Origin of the sequence: Desertihabitans brevis (assembly GCF_003327535.1) — a bacterium.
Lineage (GTDB): Bacteria > Actinomycetota > Actinomycetes > Propionibacteriales > Propionibacteriaceae > Desertihabitans > Desertihabitans brevis.
The window spans coordinates 97,210-119,163 of the sequence record NZ_QOUI01000001.1 but is presented as its reverse complement, the minus strand read 5'-3'; the positions used below and the strand labels follow the sequence as shown (position 1 = coordinate 119,163).

21 protein-coding genes, 1 tRNA gene and 1 pseudogene are annotated in these 21,954 nt (G+C 73.8%); 8 read left to right on the top strand and 15 right to left on the bottom strand.

The annotated features are described in order from the left end of the window. Window positions 1-48: 48 nt before the first annotated feature. Genes DT076_RS00505 through DT076_RS00495 form a run of 3 tightly spaced genes read right to left on the bottom strand, consistent with a single transcriptional unit; the run spans window position 49 to window position 3,109 of the window. Window positions 49-951, bottom strand: coding sequence for a carbohydrate ABC transporter permease (locus DT076_RS00505; RefSeq protein ID WP_114124706.1), 903 nt, complete (start codon window positions 949-951; stop codon window positions 49-51). Between the two features lie 14 nt (window positions 952-965). Continuing rightward, complete coding sequence (locus tag DT076_RS00500) at window positions 966-1,907, bottom strand: carbohydrate ABC transporter permease (RefSeq protein WP_114124705.1); 942 nt, start codon at window positions 1,905-1,907, stop codon at window positions 966-968. Next, window positions 1,907-3,109, bottom strand: coding sequence for an ABC transporter substrate-binding protein (locus DT076_RS00495; RefSeq protein ID WP_158548002.1), 1,203 nt, complete (start codon window positions 3,107-3,109; stop codon window positions 1,907-1,909). The genes DT076_RS00500 and DT076_RS00495 overlap by 1 nt, the downstream gene beginning before the upstream one ends. 280 nt (window positions 3,110-3,389) lie before the next feature. Here DT076_RS00495 and DT076_RS00490 point away from each other — a divergent pair, with 280 nt between their 5' ends. Beyond that, window positions 3,390-5,408, top strand: a complete 2,019-nt coding sequence (locus DT076_RS00490) for a thioredoxin domain-containing protein (protein ID WP_325048339.1) — start codon at window positions 3,390-3,392, stop codon at window positions 5,406-5,408. A gap of 62 nt (window positions 5,409-5,470) precedes the next feature. Further along, window positions 5,471-5,544, top strand: a tRNA-Met gene (locus DT076_RS00485). Window positions 5,545-5,718: 174 nt separating this feature from the next. On the opposite strand, the gene DT076_RS19775 is transcribed toward DT076_RS00485, so the two are convergent. The 5 genes from DT076_RS19775 to DT076_RS00465 are packed head-to-tail and all read right to left on the bottom strand — an operon-like array spanning window position 5,719 to window position 8,214. Then, window positions 5,719-5,967 carry a hypothetical protein gene (locus tag DT076_RS19775; RefSeq protein ID WP_233493545.1) on the bottom strand — a complete coding sequence of 83 codons (249 nt, stop codon included), beginning with the start codon at window positions 5,965-5,967 and terminating at the stop codon, window positions 5,719-5,721. Further along, the gene (locus DT076_RS19770; RefSeq protein ID WP_233493544.1) at window positions 5,946-6,179 is read right to left on the bottom strand and encodes a DUF899 family protein; all 234 of its coding nucleotides are present in this window, start codon (window positions 6,177-6,179) and stop codon (window positions 5,946-5,948) included. The genes DT076_RS19775 and DT076_RS19770 overlap by 22 nt, the downstream gene beginning before the upstream one ends. After that, on the bottom strand, window positions 6,179-6,493 hold the full coding sequence (locus tag DT076_RS00475; protein WP_114124703.1) for an ArsR/SmtB family transcription factor: 315 nt from the start codon (window positions 6,491-6,493) through the stop codon (window positions 6,179-6,181). Before DT076_RS00475 ends, DT076_RS19770 begins: the two co-directional genes overlap by 1 nt. Continuing rightward, complete coding sequence (locus DT076_RS00470) at window positions 6,490-6,963, bottom strand: SRPBCC domain-containing protein (protein WP_114124702.1); 474 nt, start codon at window positions 6,961-6,963, stop codon at window positions 6,490-6,492. The genes DT076_RS00475 and DT076_RS00470 overlap by 4 nt, the downstream gene beginning before the upstream one ends. 30 nt (window positions 6,964-6,993) lie before the next feature. Beyond that, complete coding sequence (locus tag DT076_RS00465; RefSeq protein WP_114124701.1) at window positions 6,994-8,214, bottom strand: MFS transporter; 1,221 nt, start codon at window positions 8,212-8,214, stop codon at window positions 6,994-6,996. 90 nt (window positions 8,215-8,304) lie between these two features. On the opposite strand from DT076_RS00465, the pseudogene DT076_RS20385 reads away from it, so the two are divergent. Then, window positions 8,305-8,571, top strand: a pseudogene (locus DT076_RS20385) (nucleotidyltransferase domain-containing protein); the annotation flags it as partial. Window positions 8,572-9,175: 604 nt separating this feature from the next. On the opposite strand, the gene DT076_RS00455 reads toward DT076_RS20385, so the two are convergent. Further along, window positions 9,176-9,565 (bottom strand): DUF2200 domain-containing protein, encoded by a 390-nt coding sequence (locus DT076_RS00455; protein WP_114124699.1) that lies wholly within the window; start codon window positions 9,563-9,565, stop codon window positions 9,176-9,178. 46 nt (window positions 9,566-9,611) lie between these two features. Here DT076_RS00455 and DT076_RS00450 point away from each other — a divergent pair, with 46 nt between their 5' ends. Both DT076_RS00450 and DT076_RS00445 read left to right on the top strand, forming a co-directional pair. After that, window positions 9,612-10,046 carry a class I SAM-dependent methyltransferase gene (locus DT076_RS00450; RefSeq protein WP_114124698.1) on the top strand — a complete coding sequence of 145 codons (435 nt, stop codon included), beginning with the start codon at window positions 9,612-9,614 and terminating at the stop codon, window positions 10,044-10,046. Between the two features lie 34 nt (window positions 10,047-10,080). After that, window positions 10,081-10,317 carry a hypothetical protein gene (locus DT076_RS00445; protein ID WP_114124697.1) on the top strand — a complete coding sequence of 79 codons (237 nt, stop codon included), beginning with the start codon at window positions 10,081-10,083 and terminating at the stop codon, window positions 10,315-10,317. 10 nt (window positions 10,318-10,327) lie between these two features. On the opposite strand, the gene DT076_RS00440 is transcribed toward DT076_RS00445, so the two are convergent. From DT076_RS00440 to DT076_RS00420, 5 genes are all read right to left on the bottom strand, one after another. After that, the gene (locus DT076_RS00440; RefSeq protein ID WP_114124696.1) at window positions 10,328-11,500 is read right to left on the bottom strand and encodes a VWA domain-containing protein; all 1,173 of its coding nucleotides are present in this window, start codon (window positions 11,498-11,500) and stop codon (window positions 10,328-10,330) included. Beyond that, on the bottom strand, window positions 11,497-13,791 hold the full coding sequence (locus tag DT076_RS00435; protein ID WP_114124695.1) for a DUF5682 family protein: 2,295 nt from the start codon (window positions 13,789-13,791) through the stop codon (window positions 11,497-11,499). The genes DT076_RS00440 and DT076_RS00435 overlap by 4 nt, the downstream gene beginning before the upstream one ends. Window positions 13,792-13,793: 2 nt before the next feature. Continuing rightward, window positions 13,794-14,873, bottom strand: coding sequence for an ATP-binding protein (locus tag DT076_RS00430; protein ID WP_199538905.1), 1,080 nt, complete (start codon window positions 14,871-14,873; stop codon window positions 13,794-13,796). A gap of 86 nt (window positions 14,874-14,959) precedes the next feature. Next, window positions 14,960-16,429 (bottom strand): DUF5691 domain-containing protein, encoded by a 1,470-nt coding sequence (locus DT076_RS00425; protein ID WP_114124693.1) that lies wholly within the window; start codon window positions 16,427-16,429, stop codon window positions 14,960-14,962. Then, window positions 16,426-17,754 carry an SWIM zinc finger family protein gene (locus DT076_RS00420; protein WP_199538855.1) on the bottom strand — a complete coding sequence of 443 codons (1,329 nt, stop codon included), beginning with the start codon at window positions 17,752-17,754 and terminating at the stop codon, window positions 16,426-16,428. The genes DT076_RS00425 and DT076_RS00420 overlap by 4 nt, the downstream gene beginning before the upstream one ends. A 121-nt stretch (window positions 17,755-17,875) precedes the next feature. Between DT076_RS00420 and DT076_RS00415 the strand changes: the two genes are divergently transcribed. From DT076_RS00415 to DT076_RS00405, 3 genes are all read left to right on the top strand, one after another. Next, window positions 17,876-19,024 (top strand): Gfo/Idh/MocA family protein, encoded by a 1,149-nt coding sequence (locus DT076_RS00415; RefSeq protein WP_114124691.1) that lies wholly within the window; start codon window positions 17,876-17,878, stop codon window positions 19,022-19,024. Next, on the top strand, window positions 19,021-19,764 hold the full coding sequence (locus DT076_RS00410) for a ThuA domain-containing protein (RefSeq protein ID WP_199538854.1): 744 nt from the start codon (window positions 19,021-19,023) through the stop codon (window positions 19,762-19,764). The genes DT076_RS00415 and DT076_RS00410 overlap by 4 nt, the downstream gene beginning before the upstream one ends. 80 nt (window positions 19,765-19,844) lie before the next feature. Continuing rightward, window positions 19,845-20,654, top strand: coding sequence for an SDR family oxidoreductase (locus tag DT076_RS00405; RefSeq protein ID WP_114124690.1), 810 nt, complete (start codon window positions 19,845-19,847; stop codon window positions 20,652-20,654). Window positions 20,655-20,679: 25 nt separating this feature from the next. Here DT076_RS00405 and DT076_RS00400 read toward each other — a convergent pair whose 3' ends face one another. Further along, the gene (locus tag DT076_RS00400) at window positions 20,680-21,885 is read right to left on the bottom strand and encodes an MFS transporter (RefSeq protein WP_114124689.1); all 1,206 of its coding nucleotides are present in this window, start codon (window positions 21,883-21,885) and stop codon (window positions 20,680-20,682) included. Window positions 21,886-21,954: the final 69 nt, after the last annotated feature.

Genomic DNA, 21,954 nt, shown 5'->3' with positions numbered 1-21,954 from the left:
CACTGTGCCAGCCCGTCCGTCACGTCGGGAGGAGCCTCGGGTGGGGGATCAGCCCTTCGAGCCCTGCAGCGCGATGCCCTCGACGATGTGGCGCTGGGCGATGATGAAGACGATGAGCAGCGGGGCCGCGGCCAGCGTCGCGGCCGCCATCAGGCTGGTCCAGTCCGAGGAGTACTGGCCCTTGAACTGGTTCACCAGCAGCGGGAGCGTGAAGTACTCCTGCGTGTTGAGGAAGATCAGCGGGTGGAAGAAGTTGTTCCACTGCGCCAGGAAGATGAAGATCCCCAGCGCCGCCATCGGGGTGCGCAGCAGCGGCAGGATGATCGTCACGAAGATGCGGGCGCGGCTGGCACCGTCGATCGCCGCCGCCTCCTCGAGCTCGACCGGGATGCCGCGGACGTACTGGCGCAGCAGGAACACCCCGAAGGCGTTGAAGAGGATCGGCGGCACCAGCAGGGAGAGGTGGGTGTCCACCCAGCCGAGCTGGCCCATGATGATGTAGAGCGGGATGATGGTCATCTGCGCCGGGATCATCATGGTGGCCAGGAACACCAGGAACAGCGGCTCCCGGCCGCGGAAGCGGATCCGGGCGAAGGCGTAGGCCGCCATCGCGCAGGTGAGCAGCGACAGGATCGTCACCAGCGCCGCGATGTAGAAGCTGTTCCAGAGCCCGGCGGCGAACGGGACGCCGGTGACCGCGTCGACGAAGTTGCCCGGCTGCCACTCACTCGGCAGCAGCCGCGGCGGCTGGAGGAAGATCTCGCTCAGCGGCTTGAACGCCGAGAAGATCATCCACAGGAACGGCAGGGCCATCAGCACGGAGCCGACGGTGAGGACGACGTGCAGGACGATCCGGGCGACGCTGATCGGACGGCGCCGTCCGCCCCGTCGGGTGTGGCCCTCGTCGACCGGGGTGACGAGGGGCGTGTTGCTCGCGGTGGTCACAGCCATTGGGGATGCCTCACTCACTCCGTGTAGTGGACCCAGCGCCGCTGGGCGGCGAGCTGGAGACCGGTCAGGACCAGCAGGGACACGAACAGGCAGACCGCCACGGCGGAGGCGACACCGAAGTTGAACTCGGTGAAGGCGATCTGGACGATCTCGTACACGATGGTCCGCCCGGCCTGCGGGGCGTTGGTGTCGAGGAAGACGTAGATGTAGTCGAAGATCTGGAACGAGCTGATGATCGAGGTGATCGAGAGGAAGAGGATCGTCGGGGAGATCATCGGCAGCGTGATGCGGAACATCTTCTGCACCTCGCTGGCCCCGTCGATGTCGGCCGCCTCGTACATGGTCGGCGAGATCGACTGCAGACCGGCCATGAACATGACGATCTGGTAGCCCAGGCCCTGCCAGATGGAGACGATGGCGAAGGCCGGGATGATGTAGGACGGGTCCTGCAGCCAGTCCGGAGCGGTGATCCCGACGCTGTTGAGCACCGAGTTCAGCGGGCTGATGTCGGGGTTGAACAGCCACAGCCAGATCGCCGCGACCGCGACGCTGGAGGTGACCACCGGGGCGAAGTAGAACGTGCGGTAGAAGCTCTTGAGCTTCCCCGCGTTCTGCATCATCAGCGCGATGAGGAACGCCGAGATCATCATCGGCGGCACCTGCAGCACGGTGAACCAGATGGTGTTGATGGCCGACTGGCGGATGTCGGGATCGGTCAGCACGTAGGCGAAGTTGTCGAAGCCGGCCCACGACCGGTTCCCGAAGCCGGACCAGTTGGACAGGCTCAGCACGATCGCGAAGACCAGCGGGCCGACCATGAAGACGACCAGGCCGATCAGCTGCGGGGCGAGGAAGCCCAGGGCCTGCAGGTTGTCGTGGCCCTTGCGGCGTCGCGGCGCGGGCGGGGCGGGATCGGTTGTGACGGGCGGTGGCGTGGTCGAGACGGTGGCGGTCATCAGCTCAACCTCTCCGGGTCGGCGATCATGTCGGACAGCTGCACCAGCAGCGTCTGGGCGTCGGTCGGCCCCGCCTTCATCACCTCGTCCATCGAGGGTGAGAAGCGGGAGGCCAGCCGCGGGTCGCGCAGCAGCTCGCGCGGCATCGCGTAGCCCTTCTCGGCGCACTCCAGGAACAGCGCGCCGTGGGCCGGCACGCCACCCTCGGTGACGACCTCCTCCAGCCCGTGCACCGAGGGCACCGCGTTGCCGCCGCCGGAGAGGCGGAAGCGCTGGCCCTCGGTGTTGACGAAGGCGCCCAGGAAGTCGAGGGCCGCCTCGGGGTTGACCGAGCGTTTGTTCACCGACATCGCCGCGCAGGCGACGCTGGCCGGCATCACGACGCCGCCGTCCTTGGTGGGGAACGGCACCATGTCGTAGGTGAAGTCGAGCTCGCGCAGGTTGGGCAGCACCCACCGGCCGGCGACCACGCAGGCCAGCTGCTGGGCCTGGAACAGCTGCTCCCCGCCCTGGCCCTCCGGCAGCGAGCCGCCGTAGAACATCGTCTCGGCCCGGAACTGCTCGAGGATCCAGCCGATCGTCTCGATCGCCACCGGGTCGTCCTGGAAGACCGGGCGGCCGTCCTCGAACAGCGTCCCGCCGAAGGTGGTGATCCAGCTGAACAGGTGGCCGTAGCCGGACTCGAAGGTCAGCCCCCGCTTGCCCGTGGGCTTGACGGCCTCGAGCACGTCGGTCAGCGCGTCGAGCGTCCAGCCGCCGTTGTCGAAGGTGTCGGCCGGCAGGTCGACGCCCGCCTCGGCCATGATGTCGGAGTTGAACCAGATGACCAGCGGGTTGCAGTCCACGGGGAGCCCGTACAGCTCGCCCTCGGAGTTGCGGCACCAGTCGACCAGGCCCGGGAAGTAGTCCTCCTCGGCGGTGGCCGCGTCCGGCGAGGCCAGGTAGTCGGTCAGCGGGATGACCTGCTCCTCCAGGATCAGCGTCGGCATCATCGCATCGTTGACGTAGAAGGCGTCCGGTGCGGCCCGTCCGGCCAGCTGGGTGAGCACCTTGGCGGTGTAGTCGCCGACGACCGTCTGGTAGACGGCGTTCACCCCGGTCTGGGCCGTGTACTGGTCGTTGAACTCGAAGAAGCGCTTGGCCTCGCCGGGGTTCGCCCAGGATCCCCAGGTGACCGTGTTGTCCTCCGGTCCCCGCATCATCCGGCCCACCCCGCAGCCGGACAGTGTGAGACCGGCGCCGACGGCACCGCCCAACCCGAGCAGATGACGACGCGAGAGCGTCGGGGGCGACGAGCCCTGTGCCATGGGTTCCTCCTCGAACCGCTGGACCTGCACCGCCCGAGCCGCGGGAGCCCGGGCTGTCAACAAAGGTGACGCGAGTCTGTGCCCGGCACATCGGCGTGTCAAGCACCACCGGATAACGGTGGGACGTGTCCCAACCCGCGTCGGCGGACCACGCGTGGGTACCGTGACCGGGGTGGTGAACCGACTCTCAGACGCGACCTCGCCCTACCTGCTGCAGCACGCCGACAACCCGGTGCACTGGTGGCCGTGGGGCCCCGAGGCCTTCGCCGAGGCCCGGCGCCGCGACGTCCCGGTGTTCCTCTCGATCGGCTACGCGGCCTGCCACTGGTGCCACGTGATGGCGCACGAGTCCTTCGAGGACGAGGCGACCGCGGCGGTGCTCAACGAGGGGTTCGTGGCGGTCAAGGTCGACCGCGAGGAGCGCCCGGACGTCGACGCCGTCTACATGAGCGCCACCACCGCGCTGACCGGTCAGGGCGGCTGGCCGATGAGTGTCTTCCTCACCCCGGACGGACTGCCGTTCCACGCCGGCACCTACTTCCCGCCGCGGCCGGTGCACGGGATGCCGTCGTTCACCCAGCTCCTCGACGCGGTGACCGAGGCCTGGCGGGACCGGCGGGAGGAGGTCGTCCAGAGCGCGGGCAGCATCAGCTCCCAGCTGGCCCAGATCGCCTCGCCGCGGCTGCCCGGGGCGGTCGGCGAGCCCGAGCTGGAGCAGGCGCTGCAGCGGCTGGCCGGAGAGTTCGACGCCGAGCGCGGCGGCTTCGGCCCGGCGCCGAAGTTCCCGCCGTCGATGGTGCTGGAGGCGCTGCTGCGGGCCGGGGACGAGCGGTCGCTGGCGATGGTGGCCGACACCTGCCGGGCGATGGCGCTGGGCGGGATGTACGACCAGCTCGGCGGCGGCTTCGCCCGCTACAGCGTCGACGCCGACTGGGTCGTGCCGCACTTCGAGAAGATGCTCTACGACAACGCGCTGCTGCTCGGCGCCTACACGCACTGGTGGTGCCGCTCCGGCGATCCGTTGGCCGCCCGGGTGGTGGCCGAGACCGTCGCCTGGCTGGAGCGGGAGCTGCGGACCCCGCAGGGTGCGTTCGCCTCCAGCCTGGACGCCGACAGCCCCGACGACGGGGTGCTGGGCACCCCGGGCCGCTCCCGCGAGGGCGCCTACTACGTCTGGACGCCGGAGCGGCTGCGCCAGGTGCTGGGTGAGGAGGACGCCGACTGGGTCGCCGAGCTGACCTCGGTGACCCGCGCGGGCACCTTCGAGGACGGCACCTCCACCCTGCAGCTGCGCGGGGACGTGGCGCTGGAGCGGTGGACGCCGCTGCGCGAGCGGCTGCGGGAGGCGCGCGACGGGCGTCCGCGGCCGGGGCGCGACGACAAGGTGGTGGCGGCATGGAACGGCTGGCTGGTGGCCTCGCTGGTGGACGCGGCCGGGGTGTTCGACCGTCCGGAGTGGCTCGACCTGGCGCGGGAGGCGCTCACCCACGTCTGGCAGGTGCACCACGTCGACGGACGGCTGCGCCGCACCTCGCGCGACGGCCGGGTCGGCGACTCCGACGCGGTGCTCGAGGACGTCGCCGCGCTGGTGCTGGCCGCCGTCCGGCTGGCCGCCGCCGACGCCGACGGGCGCTGGCTGGAGCGGGCGACCGTGCTGGCCGAGCACCTCGTCGGGGCGTTCGGGGACGGCGAGGGCGGGTTCTTCGACACCGCCGACGACGGCGAGCAGCTCTACCTGCGTCCGCGGGACAGCACCGACAACGCGACGCCGTCGGGGCTGAGCACCACCGTGCACGCGCTGGCCGAGCTGTCGGCGCTCAGCGGTGACCCGCGCTGGGACGAGGTCGCGGAGCGGGCGGCGGCCGGTGCCGGTGGGCTGGTACCGCGGGCGCCCCGGTTCGCCGGCTGGCTGCTGGCCGACGCGGTGACCCGGCTGCGGCGTCCCCGGGTGGAGGTGGCGGTGGTCGGCGAGCCCGGCGACCCGCGGGTGGCGCAGCTGGCCCGCACCGCCCGCGTGCAGGCCCCGGCCGGATCGGTGGTGGTGGCCGGACGTCCGGACGCGCCCGGGATGCCGCTGCTGGCCGACCGGCCGCTGGTCGATGGACGTCCCGCCGCCTACGTGTGCCGGGGCTTCGTCTGCCGGCTCCCGGTGACCGACGTGGAGGCGCTGTCTGCTGAGCTTGCGGCGGTGTGACCTGGATGACACCGTCTCGATTTGGCCTCCCCGACACCAGCCGGTAATGTTCTGGGAGTCGCCGCGGGGTGGAGCAGCTCGGTAGCTCGCTGGGCTCATAACCCAGAGGTCACAGGTTCAAATCCTGTCCCCGCTACGATGCGCGGAAGCGCAGGTCAGAGGCGGTCTCCGGAGTGGTCCGGAGGCCGCCTCTGGTGCTTCTCCGGCACCGGCCCCGCCCTGATGCGGACCGGGACACCCCCGTCGACTGCTACCCGTGGGTCGCGGGTGGTGCCGCGTAGCCGGAGGCGCTCGAGCGCGGCCGCGAGGCTCAGTGGCAGTGCCGAGGTCCGGACGACGGGCCCGCTCCCCCGCTCCCGAGGTGGTCGTCGTGCCCGGCGTCGAGACGGTGCCACTGGACCAGCGGACGGCCCGTCCCGTCGGCGGCGGGCGCCCACCCCGGTGCCCCGGAGCCGGTGCGTACCTCGGTGCACTCCTGCGGCCAGCCGGCCGGGGAGTCCTCCCGGGACTCCTGACGTCCCCACACGGTCAGGTCCATCAACGCGTAGCTGTGGTCCATCGCCTGCACGCCGCGCCGGCTCGCCCGAGGAGCTCGGCGCGGCCGTCCACCTCCACCATCGGCAGCCGACGACGCGCCGCGGCGATCGCGTCCGCCTCCCGGGTGTGCGCCTTCTCCCGCCGGCGCAGCCGCTCGACCTGCGCCTCGTAGGAGGCACGGTCGGTGACCGGCGGCAGACCGGCGTTCTCGAGGGCGTCGGCTCGCGTGCCCATCACAGGTCCTCCGCGATCGCCTTGATGTCGGCGAGACGCCGCTCCCACGCCACGCCGATGGCCTCCAGACGGCGGGCCGTCGCGCTCAGCTCAGAGCCGAGCACCTGGTAGCGCACCTCCCGGCCGACCCGCACCGGTTCGACCAGCCCCACCCGTTGGAGGACCTCGAGGTGCTTGGCGATCGCCTGGCGGCTGACGGGTAGCCGGGTGGCGAGCGCCGACGCGGAGGCCGGTGCCTCGCCGAGAGCGGTGAGGATGCTCCAGCGGGTCTCATCGCCCAGCGCGGCACACACGGCGACCACCACCTCGTTCATCGGGTGGCCTCGAGGAGGGCGACCAACCGGTCCAGCTGCGCGTCCCAGCCGAGGCGGTGGCTCTCGAGGTTGCCGGTGGGATCGGTGGTGGTCTCGAACCCGGTCTCGGTCACGGTGAGCTGCGTGCCGCCGTCGGCGGGCTCGAGGACGAAGGTGAAGACCGTGGAGTGCCGGAGGTCGAGCTCGTCCTGGACGGGTCCGGCGCCTCCGTCGTTCCACCAGCGGTAGGAGATGCTCCGGGGCCGGTCGGCCTCCTCGACGCGAATCGGGATGGCGGGCTCGTCCGGCCAGGTGACGGTGCCACGCGCCCCGGCGCCCTCTCCGACGAGCACGGTGCGCCCGAACCAGCGGGAGATGTGCTCGGGATCGGTGACGGCCCGCCACACCTTCTCCACCGGCGCGGCGATGTAGATGCTGCGATGCACGGTGGACGTCTCGTGGTCGACCACGGACAACGGGTTGTCGGTCATGTCGGTGTGCCTTCCTTCTCGGGTCGGTGCCTAGGCGGCGATGGGGTCGACGGTCCGCGAGGTGTCCTCGACGGCGGAGGCAGGCGGGCGCAGCCGACTGGTGGCGATCGCGACGGCCACGGCGATCGCCGCGACCGCGGCCCCGGCGAGGACCGCGCCGGGGAGACCAGCCTGCCCGATGGCGCCACCCCCGAGCAGCGCACCGACGGCGTCCCCGGCGTTGGCGGCCGACGCCGGGAGCGACGCCGCGAGGGCCCCGCCCGGTCCGGCGAGGCTCATCACCCGGCTCTGCACGGTCGGCGCCATCGCCATGGCGAACAGCCCCATGCCGAAGACGGCGAGGACAACCAGGCCCACCTGCCCACCGAAGAGGTACAGGGCGGCCAGCGACACCGTCAGGCCGACGGCCCCGACCACCAGGGCACGTGGGGCGTGCGCGTCGGCGAAGCGGGAACCGGCCGCGGAGCCGACCGTGGTCGCCACCCCGAAGACGCACAGCACCACCGCCACCGCCGAGCCGGAGATCCGGGTGACGTCCCCGAGGTACGGCACGATGTAGGTGAGGGCCGACTGGAGGCCCAGGAAGACCAGGCTGCAGAGCGCGAGCAGGGCCAGCACCCGGGGAGCGAACGCGTGGCGCAGCTGGGTGCCCGCGGTGTGGCCCGCCCGCGCCGTCGGCAGGGCGGGCAGGACCAGGCTCGCCGCCAGCAGGACCCCGACCACGACGACGGCGAGGCCGGCGAACGACGCACGCCAGCCCAGCAGCTGTCCTGCCAGGGTCCCGAGCGGCATGCCGAGCACGCCCGAGGTGGCGAAGCCGGTGATGACGACACCCATCGCCTGGCCGACGCGCTCCTTCGGCACCAGGCCTTCGACCGCGGTGAGCGCGGCCGCGAGGAACAGGCCCTCGGCCGCTCCGCACCCGGCCCGGGCGATGAGGAAGAGGGTGTGGTCGGCCACCAGCACCGGCACCAGGGTGAGCGTCGCGAACGCCGCCACGGCGCCGATCAGCACACTTCGACGGTCCAGGCGCGCCGTCAGCAGCGCGAGCACCGGGCCGCCGACGGCCATGCCCAGCGCGAAGGCGGTCACCAGGGCGCCAACCGCCGGGATCGAGACGGCCAGACCGGCCGAGATCAGGTCGAGCATGCCCACGACGAGCATGTCCGCGCTGCCCATGGCGAACGCGCCGAGGAACAGCACGGCCAGCACCATCCGGGTGCCACCGCGGGGCTTGACGATCGCGTCCATCACATCCTCCTGTCGTCCGAGTTCTCGTTGCAACTCGATGGTTGCACCTCGTGACTCAGATCGCAACCCTGTGGTTGCAGTTCGAGGCCTGTGCTCCCGGCGGCGCTGTCGAAACCGGTCGCAGGCGCAGCGACGTCACGGCTAGCGTCGGCCGCAGGCCGGCACGACGGGGCGACAGGAGGCGATGTGCGACTCGACCTGCCCAGTCACCTGACCGCACGCCAGCGGGCCCTGCTCGAGGGTGCCGGGCGGACGCTGGCGGCAGAGCTCGGACCCGCGCTGCTGGGGCTGGTGCTGTCCGGGTCGGCCGGCCGCGGACTGGCGACCGAGCACTCCGACCTCGACCTGCTCGTCGTCATGACGCCCGAAGCCGCCCAGGGCCCCGCCGCCCCCTGGTTGCACACCGCCGAGCTCGAGCAGATCCCCCTGGCGCTGGACCACCTCGAGCAGGTCGCGCCCTACGGCAGCCCTGGGTTCGCCTACCGCTGGTCCTACGCCTGGGCTCCGGTGCTGGCCGACGCCACCGGCGGCCGGATCGCGGCCGCGCTGGACCGGCAGACGCACCTCAGCACCGCAGAGACGCTCGACGAGCTCATCGGCCACGGACGCATCGGGGCCTGGCTCAACCTCACCTTCCGGGCGCTGAAGTCCGTCCGGGCGGGCCGACCGCTGGAAGCGCGGCTCGACGCCGTGGAGTCGTTGCCCTTCTTCCTCGACGTCGTCTTCGCCCTCGACGGGCTGGTGCGTCCGTACAACTCCTCGCTGCCGTGGGCGCTGGCCACGCACCCGCCGCCCTCCTGGTCGACGGCTGAGCTGCTCGGCCTCGTCGAGGGGATGCTGACGGCCGTCCGGACGCGCTGCGTTCAGGTGTCCGCCGAGTGGCGGCGCACGCGTCGACGTTCGCCGACGAGCAGGGCGAGCAGGCGGTCCGCGAGGCGTTCGACGAGTGGCGTCCCGACGACTACGGCGTCGTGCTGGGGCTGGCGCCGTCGGGCTGACCGACCCGGGTCGAGCCGCGCAGGATCTTCTCCATCGGCCGGGTCCTGGTCAGCTCCTCGACCAGCTTGTCGAGGTAGCGGATCTTCCGCATCAGCGGGTCCTCGATCTCCTGCACCTTCACCCCGCAGACGCTGCCGGTGATGAGCGAGGCGTTGGGGTGCAGCTCGGCCGCGGCGAAGAAGTCCTCGAAGGTGGTCTCCTCGTCGAGGTGCCGGCGCAGCGTGGCCTCGTCGAAGCCGGTGAGCCAGCAGATGATCTCGTCCACCTCGGCCCGGGTGCGGCCCCGGCGCTCGGCCTTCGCGACGTAGTGCGGGTACACCGACGCGACGCTGGTGCTGAAGATGCGGTGCATGCGTGGACCGTACCGCCATCGTGCGCCCGCCACCTAGGATCCACCCATGGCGGCCGGGCGGGGCTATGACGAGGTGACGCCGGCCGATGCCGCCTGGGTGGACGAGACCCCGGACGAGATCCTGCTCCAGCTCGTGGGGACCTGCCGGGACCAGGAGGTGCTCTCGTTGGCCTGCGGCCAGGGCCGCGACGCCCGGATGCTCGTGCACGCCCGGCCGCGCGTCACCGGTGTCGACGCCTCGGCGGAGATGATCGACCTCGCCCGGAGCCGGACGCGCCCAGGGCCGCGCGCCGAGTACCTGGTCGACGACGCCCAGCACCTCGCGCGGGTCGACGACGCCTCTGTCGACGGGGTCGTGTGCCACATGGCCCTCATGACATCCCCGACCTCCCCGCCACCCTCGCGGCCGTGCGCAGGGTGCTGCGAGCGGGCGGCTGGTTCGTCCTGTCGATCACCCACCCGTGCTTCAAGCCGCCGGTGACCGGTGAGCTGCTGGACCACCGCGACGGGTCGGGGTGCACCGGCTCGTCGGGCACTACTTCACCGAGGGCGAGATCCCCGCTCCGCGGCGCGACCACGACGCTCTGCCGCCGACGACCCACCACCGGACGCTGAGCACCTACCTCAACGCGCTGCACCGGGCCGGTCTGCAGGTGGTCGCCGCCGCCGAACCCGCAGGGGTCGGCGGGAGGCCCGTGTGGGACTCCGTCGCCTGCCTGCTCTACCTCCGGTGCGAGGCCGTCCCCGGCTGAGCACCGCGAGCTAGTCCTCGGGCTCGGGCTGGCCGGCGGTGACGATGTCGTGCTCGGCGGCCCACTCCCCCAGGTCGCGGCGCTGGATGGCGGCGGCCATCAGGTCGGGGAAGACGTCGGGGGTGCAGGCGAAGGCGGGGACGCCCAGCTCGGCCAGTGCGCGGGCGTGGTCGGCGTCGTAGTACGGCGCGCCGTCGTCGCTGAGCGCGAGCAGCGCCACCATCACCGCGCCGGAGTCGTGCACCTGGCGGGCCCGGCGCAGCATCTCCTCGGCGATCCCGCCCTCGAGCAGGTCGCTGAGCAGCACCAGCACCGTCTCCTCCGGCTCCTCGACGAGCTCCTGGCAATAGGCCAGCGCCCGGTTGATGTCGGTGCCCCCACCCAGCTGGACGCCGAACAGCACGTCGACCGGGTCGTCCAGCTCCTCGGTCAGGTCGACCACCTCGGTGTCGAAGACCACCAGCGACGTGCGGACCGACCGCAGGGAGGCGAGCACCGAGCCGAACACCGCCGACCAGACGATCGAGCTGGCCATCGAGCCGGACTGGTCGATGCACAGGATGAGGTGGCGCTCCACCTGCCCGCGGCGCCGGGCGTGGCCGACCAGCCGCTCGGGCACCACGGTGCCGTGCTCGGGCTGGTAGTGGCGCAGGTTGGCCGCGATGGTCCGCGGCCAGTCGATGTCGGCGGCCCGCGGCCGGGTGGTCCGCCGCGACCGGTCCAGCGCACCGCTCACCGCCTGCACCAGGGCCTGCGCGAGGCGCGCTTCGAGCTCGTCGGTGACGGCGCGCACCACCTGCCGGGCGGCCTCCTTCGACGACTCCGGGATCGCCCCGCGCAGCCCCATCAGGGTGGTGACCAGCCCGATGTCGGGCTGCACCGCGGCCAGCATCTCCGGCTCGGCCAGCAGCCCCTTGAGACCCAGGCGGTCCATCGCGTCGGCCTGCATCACCTGCACCACCCGGCTGGGGAAGTGGCTGCGGATGTCGCCCAGCCAGCGGGCCACCGAGGGCGCCGAGGCCCCGAGCCCGCCCCGGCGCGGGCGCTGCTCGGCGTCGTAGAGGTCGCCGAGCGCCCGGTCGCGCACCAGGTCGTCGCCCTCCAGCCGGGCCCCGGTGCCGTCGGCGGCCTCCCCGCCCAGCACCAGCCGCCACCGCCGCAGCCGGTCCTCGTCCTCGCTCACGGGACCTCCTCGGTCGCAGGGTCGGTCAGGCCGAGCAGCCGGGCGAACGCCGCCACCGCGGGCCGGGCCCGGTCGAGGTCGATCTCGGCGGTCTGGCTGCGTGGGGTGCCGCCGGAGCGCAGGGTCTCCCCGATCGAGCGGCGCTCGGCGGCGGAGAAGGCGGCGAAGGTGCGGCGCAGCAGCGGCAGCAGGGCGTCGAAGGACTCGCCGCCGACCGAGCGCAGCCAGCCGTCGAGCAGCCGCAGCAGGGTCGGCTCGTGCAGCAGCAGCAGCGCGTCCCCGGTGAGCAGGCCGTCGACGAACCCGGCCGCGGCCAGCGGGTCGGTGCCACCCGACAGCCAGCGCGACACCCGCCGCGCCACCTCCTCGGCGTCGAGGACGCCGACGTCGAGCAGCATCCGGTTGGCGCGCCCGACCACCGTGCCGTGCACCCGGTCATCGGCGGCCACCGCGGCCAGCGCCTGCTGCCAGGGCCCGAGCAGCTCCTCGGTGCCCAGCAGCCCGATGCCGGCGTCGGTCGCCTCCATCGCCGCCACCATCCGCGCGGCCGCCTCGTCGTCGAGCGCGCTGCAGGCCGCCCGCAGCCCGACGCTGGCCCGGCGCACCACGGTGAGCAGCACGTCGGCCACCCGCGCGACGTCGAGGGCGCGGACGTCGCCGTAGCGGCAGGTGCGGGCCATCGGCTCCACCGAGCGGAGCAGCCCGACCACGTCGGTGTGGTGCGCGGCCTGCTCGTCCAGCCGGGTCAGCACCGTGGGCAGCGCCTCGTCGAGCTCGGCCAGCAGGCACCGCTCGACCAGCCCGGCCAGGGCGTCCAGCCCGTCGGCGTCCCGGGCCCGCTCGGCCAGCCGGCCGGCGGCGGCCTCGCGGACCGTGGTGCCGTACAACCCGGCCTCGACCAGCGTCACCGCCAGCTCTGGGCGCCAGGTCAGCGACCACGTCTCCTTGAAGGTGCCGAGCCCGGCCTCGTCACGCACCCGGGTGGCCCAGTCGACGTCGAGCACCCCGAGCCGGTGGAAGAGCACCGAGCGGCCCCGGGCGGCCTCCCGGCGCAGATCGAGCTCGACCACCTTCTCCTCCGCCGACACCCGCAACCGCAGCGTCTTCTGCTGCCGGGCCAGGTCGGCCGCGACCGGGGCCATCGGGGTGTCCTCGGGCACCTCGCCGAGCCGGTGCCCGACCACCAGCCGCTCCCCCACCAGCCGCAGCGGCACCGCCGACCCGCCGCAGAGCACGGTCTGGGTGGCGTCCAGCACCTCCTCCAGACCCACCGACGGCCGGCCCCGGACGACGGCCAGGGTGCGGGCCAGCCGGACGGCCTCCACCACCGAGGCAGGCGCGGCGTCGAGGCCCTCGGCCCGCAGCGCCTGGGCGGTGCGCACCAGCCAGCTGGTGCTCGCGGCGTCCTCGCCCACCGCGTCCCCGTCCTGCCAGCTGTCGAAGAGGTGCTGGTACCAGCCCGGTGAGGTGATCCCGGCGCCGTAGCCGCTGGAGCGGGCCAGCCGGCCGGTGGTCCACGGCACCCAGGTGGCGGCCACCTTCACCCGGGGCAGCTTCGTCAGCAGCCGCGTGTCGGGGGCGGCGGGACGTCCGGTGGGGTCGACCGCCGGCGCGTGGTAGGCCCCGCAGACGAAGGCGACGCGGGGACGTCCGGCCTTCCACTCCGCGCGGACGGCCTGCCGCATCGCGGCCTCCCGGCGGGCGTTCTGCACCGTCCACCCCGAGGCCTCGTCGTCGAGCGCGGCCGCCACCGGGTCGTGGCCCTCGCGGACGGCCGCCATCGCCTCGGTGATGCTGGCGAAGCGGGCCAGGGAGGAGGTGGAGCGGTGCTCGACGGCGTCCTCCCACCAGCGTTCGGGGTCGTCGTAGCCGGCGGCCGCGGCGAGGGTGCCGATGGCGTCGGGTCGGGCCCGCAACGCGTCCGGCTCCTCCGCGCCCGTGTCCTCCAGGGCGAGGACGTGGGTGGCGGCCAGGTCGGCCATCCGCGCCGGGACGGCGTTGGCCAGCGCCCAGCGCAGCGCCACCCACTCCGGGGAGAAGGAGGCCATCGGGTAGAACAGCGCCCGGCCGCGCTGCTCGACCCCGTGCACCAGCCCGGCGACCGGCGGCCGCATCCCGTCGGCGGCCAGCAGCGGCAGCACCGGATCCAGCTCGGGGACGCCCTCGACCAGCACGCTGTCGGGCTGCAGCTCGGTCAGCGCGAGCAGCACCGAACGCGCCGAGCCGGGCCCGTGGTGGCGGACGCCGAGGACGGCCACCTCCGGCGTCGGCGCCCCTGCGTCGCCCGGCACGCTCAGCCCAGCTCCCGGCAGGCCCGGTAGAGGTCGGCCCACTCGCGGCGGTCCTTGACCACGGTCTCCAGGTACTCCTGCCACACCACCCGGTCCTGCACCGGGTCCTTGACCACCGCCCCCACCAGCGCCGCGGCGACGTCGTCGGCGCGGACCCGGCCGTCGCCGAAGTGGGCGGCCAGCGCCACCCCGTTGGTCATCACCGAGATCGCCTCGGCCGTCGACAGCGTCGCCGACGGCGACTTCACCGTGGTGCGCCCGTCCAGGGTGAGGCCGCCGCGCAGCTCGCGGAACACCGTCACCACCCGTTCGATCTCCGCCGAGGCCTGCAGGTCGGCCGGCAGCTCCAGCGAGCGCCCGACCTGGCCCACCCGCTGCTCCACGATCCGCACCTCGTCGGCCAGGGTCTCGGGCAGCGGCAGCACCACGGTGTTGAACCGGCGCCGCAGCGCGGAGGACAGCTCGTTGACGCCCTTGTCGCGGTTGTTGGCCGTGGCGACGACGTTGAACCCGCGGACGGCCTGCACCTCGGTGTCGAGCTCGGGCACCGGCAGCGTCTTCTCCGACAGCAGCGAGATCAGCGCGTCCTGGACCTCCGCCGGGATCCGGGTCAGCTCCTCGACCCGGACCAGCGAGCCGTTCTCCATCGCCCGCATCACCGGGCTGGGCACCAGCGCGGCCCGGCTCGGGCCCTCGGCGAGCAGCCGGGCGTAGTTCCAGCCGTAGCGCAGCGACTCCTCCGGCGTGCCGGCGGTGCCCTGGACCACCAGCCCGGAGTTGCCGGAGATGGCGGCGGCGAGGTGCTCCGACACCCAGCTCTTGGCCGTCCCGGGCACGCCGAGCAGCAGCAGCGCCCGGTCGGTGGCGAGCGAGGCGACGGCGATCTCGACGAGCCGGCGCGAGCCGACGTACTTGGCGCTGATCTCGGTGCCGTCGGGCAGCCGGCCGCCGAGCAGGTAGGTGGTGACCGCCCACGGCGAGAGCCGCCACCGCGGCGGGCGGGGCCGGTCGTCGGCGGCGGCGAGGGCGGCGAGCTCGTCGGCGTAGGCCTGCTCGGCGTGCGGGCGGAGTGTCTCGGTCAGGGGTGTCTCGGTCGGGGGTGTCTCGGTCGGGGGTGTCTCGGTCGGGGGTGTCTCGGTCGGGGGCGTCCCGGTCGGTGGGGTCTGGGTCATCGGAAGGCCTCTCGGACGGACGTGCGGACGGACAGGTGCTGGCGCAGCTGGGCGACGGCGGTCAGCCGGGGTTTGGCGGCCCCCAGGTCGGCGAGTGCGTCGTCGACGCCGGGGTGCAGGCGGTCGGCCAGCAGGCCCAGCGGCAGGTCGAAGGAGTCCGGACGCGCGCGGCCCAGCGCGCGCAGCAGGGCGCGGCTGAAGCGCTCGTCCCAGGGCCCGGGGACGGCCGCGAGCACCGGTCCGGCGCCGACGGTGTAGCCGGTGCGCTGCCCGGCCACCCAGGCCAGCACGTACTGCTGGCGCAGCTCCACCGGCGCCAGCGGCAGCCACGCCCGCGGCACCTCACCCACCAGCGGCCACAGCGCGGTGGCCCAGCGCCCGTCGCGCTGGGCGGTGACCGCGGCCACGATCCCGGCGCGGACGGCGTCCTCCTCGACCGCCTGCCAGACGACGGCCGGGTCGTCGTCGACCGCGTCCCAGACGGCGAGCGGGCTGGCGGCGACGAGCGTGCGCAGCCAGGCGTCGGTGCGCGACCCGGTCGGCGGGTCCTCCACGCCGTCACGGCGGGCGGCGGCGTCGGGCTCGTCGGGCCGCTCGACCCGGACACGCACCGCACCGCCGAGCAGTCGTCCCATCCCGCGGGGCCGTTCCACCCGGAGCAGGGCGGCGAGCCGGGCTGCCATCCGGGCCGCCCGCGGGGAGCCGGGCAGCCGGTCGAGCATCGCCCGGGCCTGCCGGCGGACCCCGACCGAGGCGTCGTCCAGGGCCCGCTCGAGCAGGTCGGTGGCGGCGGGGTGCAGGTCGCGGTCCAGCGCCTCCAGCACCGCCAGCCGGTCGCGGGCGGGGTCGGTGTCCCAGGTGCTGCCCACCAGCGCGACCGCGCCCGCCGGGTCGAGGGGGCACCGGCGCCGCAGCACCGCCTCCCGCTCCTCGCGGCCGAGCGTGGCCCACTCCTCGGCCGTCGTGGTGTCGGACCTGCCACCGGTCGGCGGGCTCAGCACCCAGCCCGGGCGGTGCCCGGCCAGCCACCGCAGCCGGGAGGAGCCGACGGCGGCCAGCGCGGTGCGGACCGGTGGGTCGCGGCGGGCAAGGTCGAGCAGTGCCGGCAGCCGGGGCGGGGCGGGGACGCGTCCCGCGGCCGCGCAGAGGTGCAGCCAGTCGACCAGCAGCCGCACCGCCAGCTCCCGGCGGACCGGTGGCTGGTGCAGCAGCAGACCCAGCAGCTCATCGGCGGCCGGCGGTGCCGGGGGCAGCGTCTCGGCCGGAGCCGGCGCGACGGGCTCGGCCGGCTGCGGCCGCTGCCCGACCCGGCGGGCGAGCTGCCACAGCGCGGCGGTGTCGAGCAGCCGTTCCTCCGCCCGTCCCGACGGCTGCGCCGGCCAGCCCGCCGGGACGTCCGGGGCGGGCCGGCGCTGGGTGCCGACCAGGGCTGCTGAGAGCAGCCCCTGCTGCCAGTCCCCGCTCACGCGACCACCACCGCCCCGGGGGCGAGGCCGGCGGCCGGGTCGGCGCGGGTCACCGTGAGCGGCCGCACGCGCGCCCCCTGCAGCTCGACCACGACGTCGGCGGGGTGCCCGCCGGTGAGCGCGGCCAGCGCCCACACGTCGGCGTCCTCGGCCAGTGGCAGCCCGCGGCCGTCGGCGTCCACCAGCAGCGGGGCCGGCGCCAGCGCGAGCCGCACCGACCGGAGGTGGGCGGGCACCACCCGCAGCCAGGGCTGGTCGACCAGCAGCGCGTCGCGGCGCTCGACCGCCTCGGTGGTCGTGACGGCTGCCGGCCACGGCGCGGCCACCTCGGCCGGGCGCGGCTCGTCGACGAACAGCGCCCGCCGCGGTGGGTGCCCCGGGTAGCGGGCCAACCCGGCGGTGAGCGAGGTGCCGCTCACCTGCGGCAGCGGCAGCGCGGACGTCCCGGCGGCGAAGTCGAGCAGCTGCACGGTCTCGCCGGTGCGGCGTCCGTGCAGCCAGGTGCGCTGCTGCTGCAGCCGGCCGTCGTCGCTGCGGTGGGCGCCGAGCACCAGCCAGTCGTCGAGGAGGATCTCCCGCTGACGGACCTCCTCGCGGGAGAACGACCAGCCCACCACCGCCCGCAGGTCGCCGAGCTGGTCGGCGTCCAGCTGCTCGCGACGGCGCCAGGCCCGCACCACCGCCCACAGCCGGCCGACCGCCGCCAGCAGGTGCTCGGTCCAGTCCGGCCGGGCGCTGACCTCCGAACCGAGGTCGCGCAGCCGCTGGCCGAGCCCCGGCAGCTGGGCGTCGACCATCCGGGCGCCGATCTGGTCCCACCAACCGGTCGGGCGGGAGCGCGCCGCGCCGAGACCGGTGCGGACCAGGTCGGTCAGCCACAGCGCCAGCTCCTCGATCCCGGCGTCCATCAGCGCCAGCCGCTTCTCCAACCGGGCCGCCTGGGCGGCCGGGTCGGGCGGGGCGGAGACCGGCTGCGCGGCCCGGGCGGCCCGGCGCGCCGACCACTCCGCGGCCTCGGCCGGGGCGTCCCCCGTCTCCAGCGCCCCACCGGGCTCCAGCGCACCGTCGGACCACAGCAGCAGCAGCGCCAGCGCGTGCTTGCACGGGGAGCGCCGGCTGGGGCACGAGCATCGCCAGGCGGGCGTGGTGAGGTCGATGCTCACCTGGTAGGGGGTGGCACCCGAACCCTGGCAGTGTCCCCAGAGCAGGGTGTCGTTGGCGCCGCAGCCGCTCCACGGTCCGGGACGGGCCAGCCTCCAGGCGGCGGCCAGCGACCCGGCGTCGGTCGCCGCGGCCTCGACCTGCGACCTGCTCCACCGCGCCACGTCTGCAGCGTAGTGACGCGCTCCGACGTGGCCGACGCGCCGGTGGGGCGACTTGCCGTGCTGAATCGATTGAGTAGCGTAGCCCCGGACGTACCCCATACAGAGCCAGAGAGGTCCCTGCATGTCCGCACGCACGTTGCCCGGCCACACCGCCGCCGAGACGGGGGCGACCGACGAGCTCCGCGTCGGTGTCATCGGCCTCGGCTTCGCCGGCACCACCCACCTCGACGCCTTCACCGCCCTGCCCGGCGCGCGCGTCGTCGCGCTGGCCGGTCAGGAGCCGGCCCGGCTGGCCGAGCTCGCCGACACCCGCGGTGTGGAGCACCGCTACGAGGACTGGCGCGAGCTGGTCGCCCGCGACGACCTCGACGTCATCTCCATCGGCGTCCCCAACGACCTGCACCACCCGATCGCGATGGCCGCGCTGCAAGGCGGCCGGCACGTCTTCTGCGAGAAGCCGCTGGCCGTCACCGGCGCCCTGGCCGAGGAGATGGTGCAGGCCGCACGCGAGGCCGACCGGGTGCTGGAGGTGGCCTACAACCATCGCCGCCGCACCGACGTGCAGTGGTTGCGCCGCCACCTCGACAGCCGCCCCTTCGGCGACATCTACCACGCCCGCGCCAGCTGGCTGCGCCGCACCGGCATCCCCGGCCTGGGCTCCTGGTTCACCTCCAAGGCGACCGCCGGCGGTGGCCCGCTGATCGACCTGGGCTCCCACGTCCTCGACATCGCGCTGTTCCTGCTGGACGAGCCGAAGGTCACCAGCGTCTCCGCGGTGGCCTACAACCACCTCGGCGCGGCCGGGCGCGGCGGTGGGAACAAGGTCGCCTCCCAGCGGCTCGACTTCGACTTCGAGGTCGAGGACTTCGCCAGCGCGCTGTGCCGCCTCGACAACGGCGCCAGCCTGCAGCTGGAGGCGTCCTGGGCCTCCTACTCCAAGGCCCACGAGGACATCGAGGTGGACCTGCTCGGCGCGGTCGGCGGAGCCCGGCTGCACGTCGACAACTACTCCACCACCGACACCCTCACCGTCTACTCCGACGTCGCCGGCGCGCCCACGATCTCCAAGCCGCAGCTGCGCGACCCCGGCAAGCACCACCAGAGCGTGATCGCGGAGTTCCTCACCGCCATCGACGCCGGTGCCGAGACCCCGGAGGGTCAGCCCCGCTACGTGGGCCACTACGGTGAGTTCGCCCTGCACCGCAGCCGCGTCGTCGACGCGGTCTACCAGTCCGCCGCCGAGCGCCGAGAGGTCGAGGTCCCCCAGTGAACAAGCCCATCCGTGTCACCGTCTGGAACGAGTTCTTCCACGAGACCCGCGGGGACGAGACCGTCCTGCGCCACTACCCCGACGGCATCCACGCCGTCATCGCCGACGGCCTGCGCGAGCTCCTCGGCGACGACGTCGAGGTGCGCACCGCCACACTGGCCGAGCCCGAGCACGGGCTGACCCCCGACGTCCTGGACAGCACCGACGTGCTGCTGTGGTGGGGCCACGCCAGGCACGGCGACGTCGAGGACGCGGTGGTCGAGCGGGTGCTCGCCGCCGTGCACGCCGGGATGGGCATCGGGGTGCTGCACTCGGGCCACTACTCCAAGATCTTCAAGCGCCTGATGGGCACCACCTGCTCGCTGAAGTGGCGCAACGAGCGCGACCGCGAGCTGGTCTGGACGATCGCCCCCGACCACCCGCTGGCCGAGGGGGTCCCGAACCCGATCCAGATCCCCGAGCAGGAGATGTACGGCGAGCTGTTCGACATCCCGACCCCGGACGAGCTGGTCTTCATCTCCTCCTTCTCCGGCGGCGAGGTGTTCCGCTCCGGGGCGACCTGGCGGCGCGGGCTGGGCCGGGTGTTCTACTTCTCCCCCGGCGACCAGGACTACCCCGTCTACCACCACCCCGACGTCCGCCGGGTGCTGGCCAACGGGGTGCGCTGGGCCCGCCCGCAGGCCCCGCGCCGCGAGCTCACGGCCGACCACCACCCGCGCGACTGGTTCGTGCAGGGCTGAGCCGGCGGGTCGGGCACGCCCTGGGTGGAGGGGCGCCGGTCCGGGTAGAGGACCGGCGTCCCCACACCGAAGGAGCTGTCGTGCCCGACCCGTCCGAGTTCTCCCCCACCCGCGCCGTCGTCACCGCCGGCGACTCCGGCATCGGCCGTGCCACCGCCGTCGCCCTGGCCCTGGCCGGCATGGACGTCGGGCTGACCTGGCACACCGACCAGGAGGGTGCCGAGCAGACCGCGGAGGAGATCCGCGGGCACGGCCGGCAGGCGCACGTCGCCCGGCTCGACACCAGCGAGATCGAGACCTGCAGGGACGTCGTCGACGACCTCGCCGACCGCCTCGGCGGCATCGACGTGTTCGTCAACAACGCCGGCACCGGCGACTCCACCCCGTTCCTCGACGTCACCCTCGAGGCCTGGCGCCACGTGGTGGCCACCGACCTCGACGGCGCCTTCGTCTGCCTGCAGCGCGCGGCCCGGCACATGGTGCAGGCCGGTCGCGGCGGCCGGCTGGTCGCGGTGACCAGCGTCCACGAGCACCAGCCGCGGGTCGGCTCCAGCGCCTACGACGCCGCCAAGCACGGCCTCGGCGGGCTGGTGAAGACGATGGCCATCGAGCTGGGCCGCCACGGCATCACGGTCAACTCGGTCGCCCCCGGCGAGATCGCCACCCCGATGACCGGGCAGACCGACACCGACCCCCGCGAGGAGGACCGTCCCGGGGTGCCGCTGGGACGTCCCGGCCACGCCTGGGAGATCGCCGACACCATCGCCTTCCTCGCCACCCGCGGGGCCGGCTACATCACCGGCGCGTCGTTGGTCGTCGACGGCGGGATGCTGCAGATGGGTCCGCAGGGCGGCTCGCACATCACCTCCCACGACTGGCGCGAGGTCTGAGGGCCGCGACGTCTGGAGGCGGGGCTCAGGCGGCGCGGGCGAGCTCTCGGCGCCGACGTCGCGAGGGGACGTCCGGGTCGACCGGGGCGCGCCCGCTGACGTCGAGGCGGGTGGCCCAGGCGAGCACACCGAGCCCGGCGACGCTCAGCGCGGCAGCCACCAGTGCCGGTGAGGCGAACCCGAACCCGGCGTCGATGGCCAGCCCGCCGAGCACCGCGCCGACCGCGTTGGCGCTGTTGAACGCCGCCTGCATCGAGGCCGAGGCCATGCTGGCCCCGCCGCCGGCGGAGTGGATGGCACGGCTGACGATGGAGGCGCTCATCACGAAGCCGAAGAAGGAGAACCCGAGGATGCCGAGGACGGCCGCCACCGGGTGCTCGGCCAGGGTGAAGAGCAGCACGAAGAGGACGCCCTGCCCGGCCAGCCCGAGAGCCAGCGTCCGCGGCACCGACCAGTCGGCCAGGCGTCCGCCCAGCACGTTGCCGGCGGTCGCGCCGACGCCGAAGACGACCATCACCCACGGCACCGCGCCCGTGGCCAGCCCGGTCACCTCGGTGAGCATCGGGGCGATGTAGCTGAGCACGGTGAAGGTGCCGGCGAAGCCGACCAGGGTGATGAGCAGGGTCATCCAGAGCTGACCCCGCCCGAACGCGGCGAACTGCGCGCGCAACCCGCCCTCGCTCTGCTCGACCCGCGGCACCGCCAGCGCCACCGCGACGACGGTGACGACGCCGATCAGCCCGATCAGGGCGAAGCTGAGCCGCCAGCCGAGCTGCTGGCCGAGGAAGGTGCCGGTGGGGACGCCGACGATGTTGGCGACCGTGAGCCCGGTGAATACCAGCGCGGTGGCCCGTCCCTGGAAGCCGGGGGCGGCCAGGGTGCGGGCGACGACGGCGGCCGCGCCGAAGAAGGTGCCGTGGGCCAGCCCGTTGACCAGTCGCGCCGCCACCAGCGTCTCGAAGGTGGGGGCGGCGGCGGTGGCCACGTGGGCCAGCGTGAACAGCACCATCAGCGCGATGAGGACCCGCTTGCGCGACCAGCGGTGCGCCAGCGCGGTCAGGGTCGGTGCGCCGATGACGACGCCGAGGGCGTAGGCGGTGATCAGCCAGCCGGCGGTGGGGATGTCGACACCGAAGGTGGCGGCCATCTCGGGCAGCAGACCCATCGAGAGGAACTCGGTGGTGCCGAACCCGAAGGCGCCGACGGCGAGGATCCAGACAGCGAGAGGCATGGGCGGGTCTTCCGGAGCAGGTGCAGGACGTCCGGACGCGCCGTCGCGTCTCGAGCCCCCAGTCTGCAC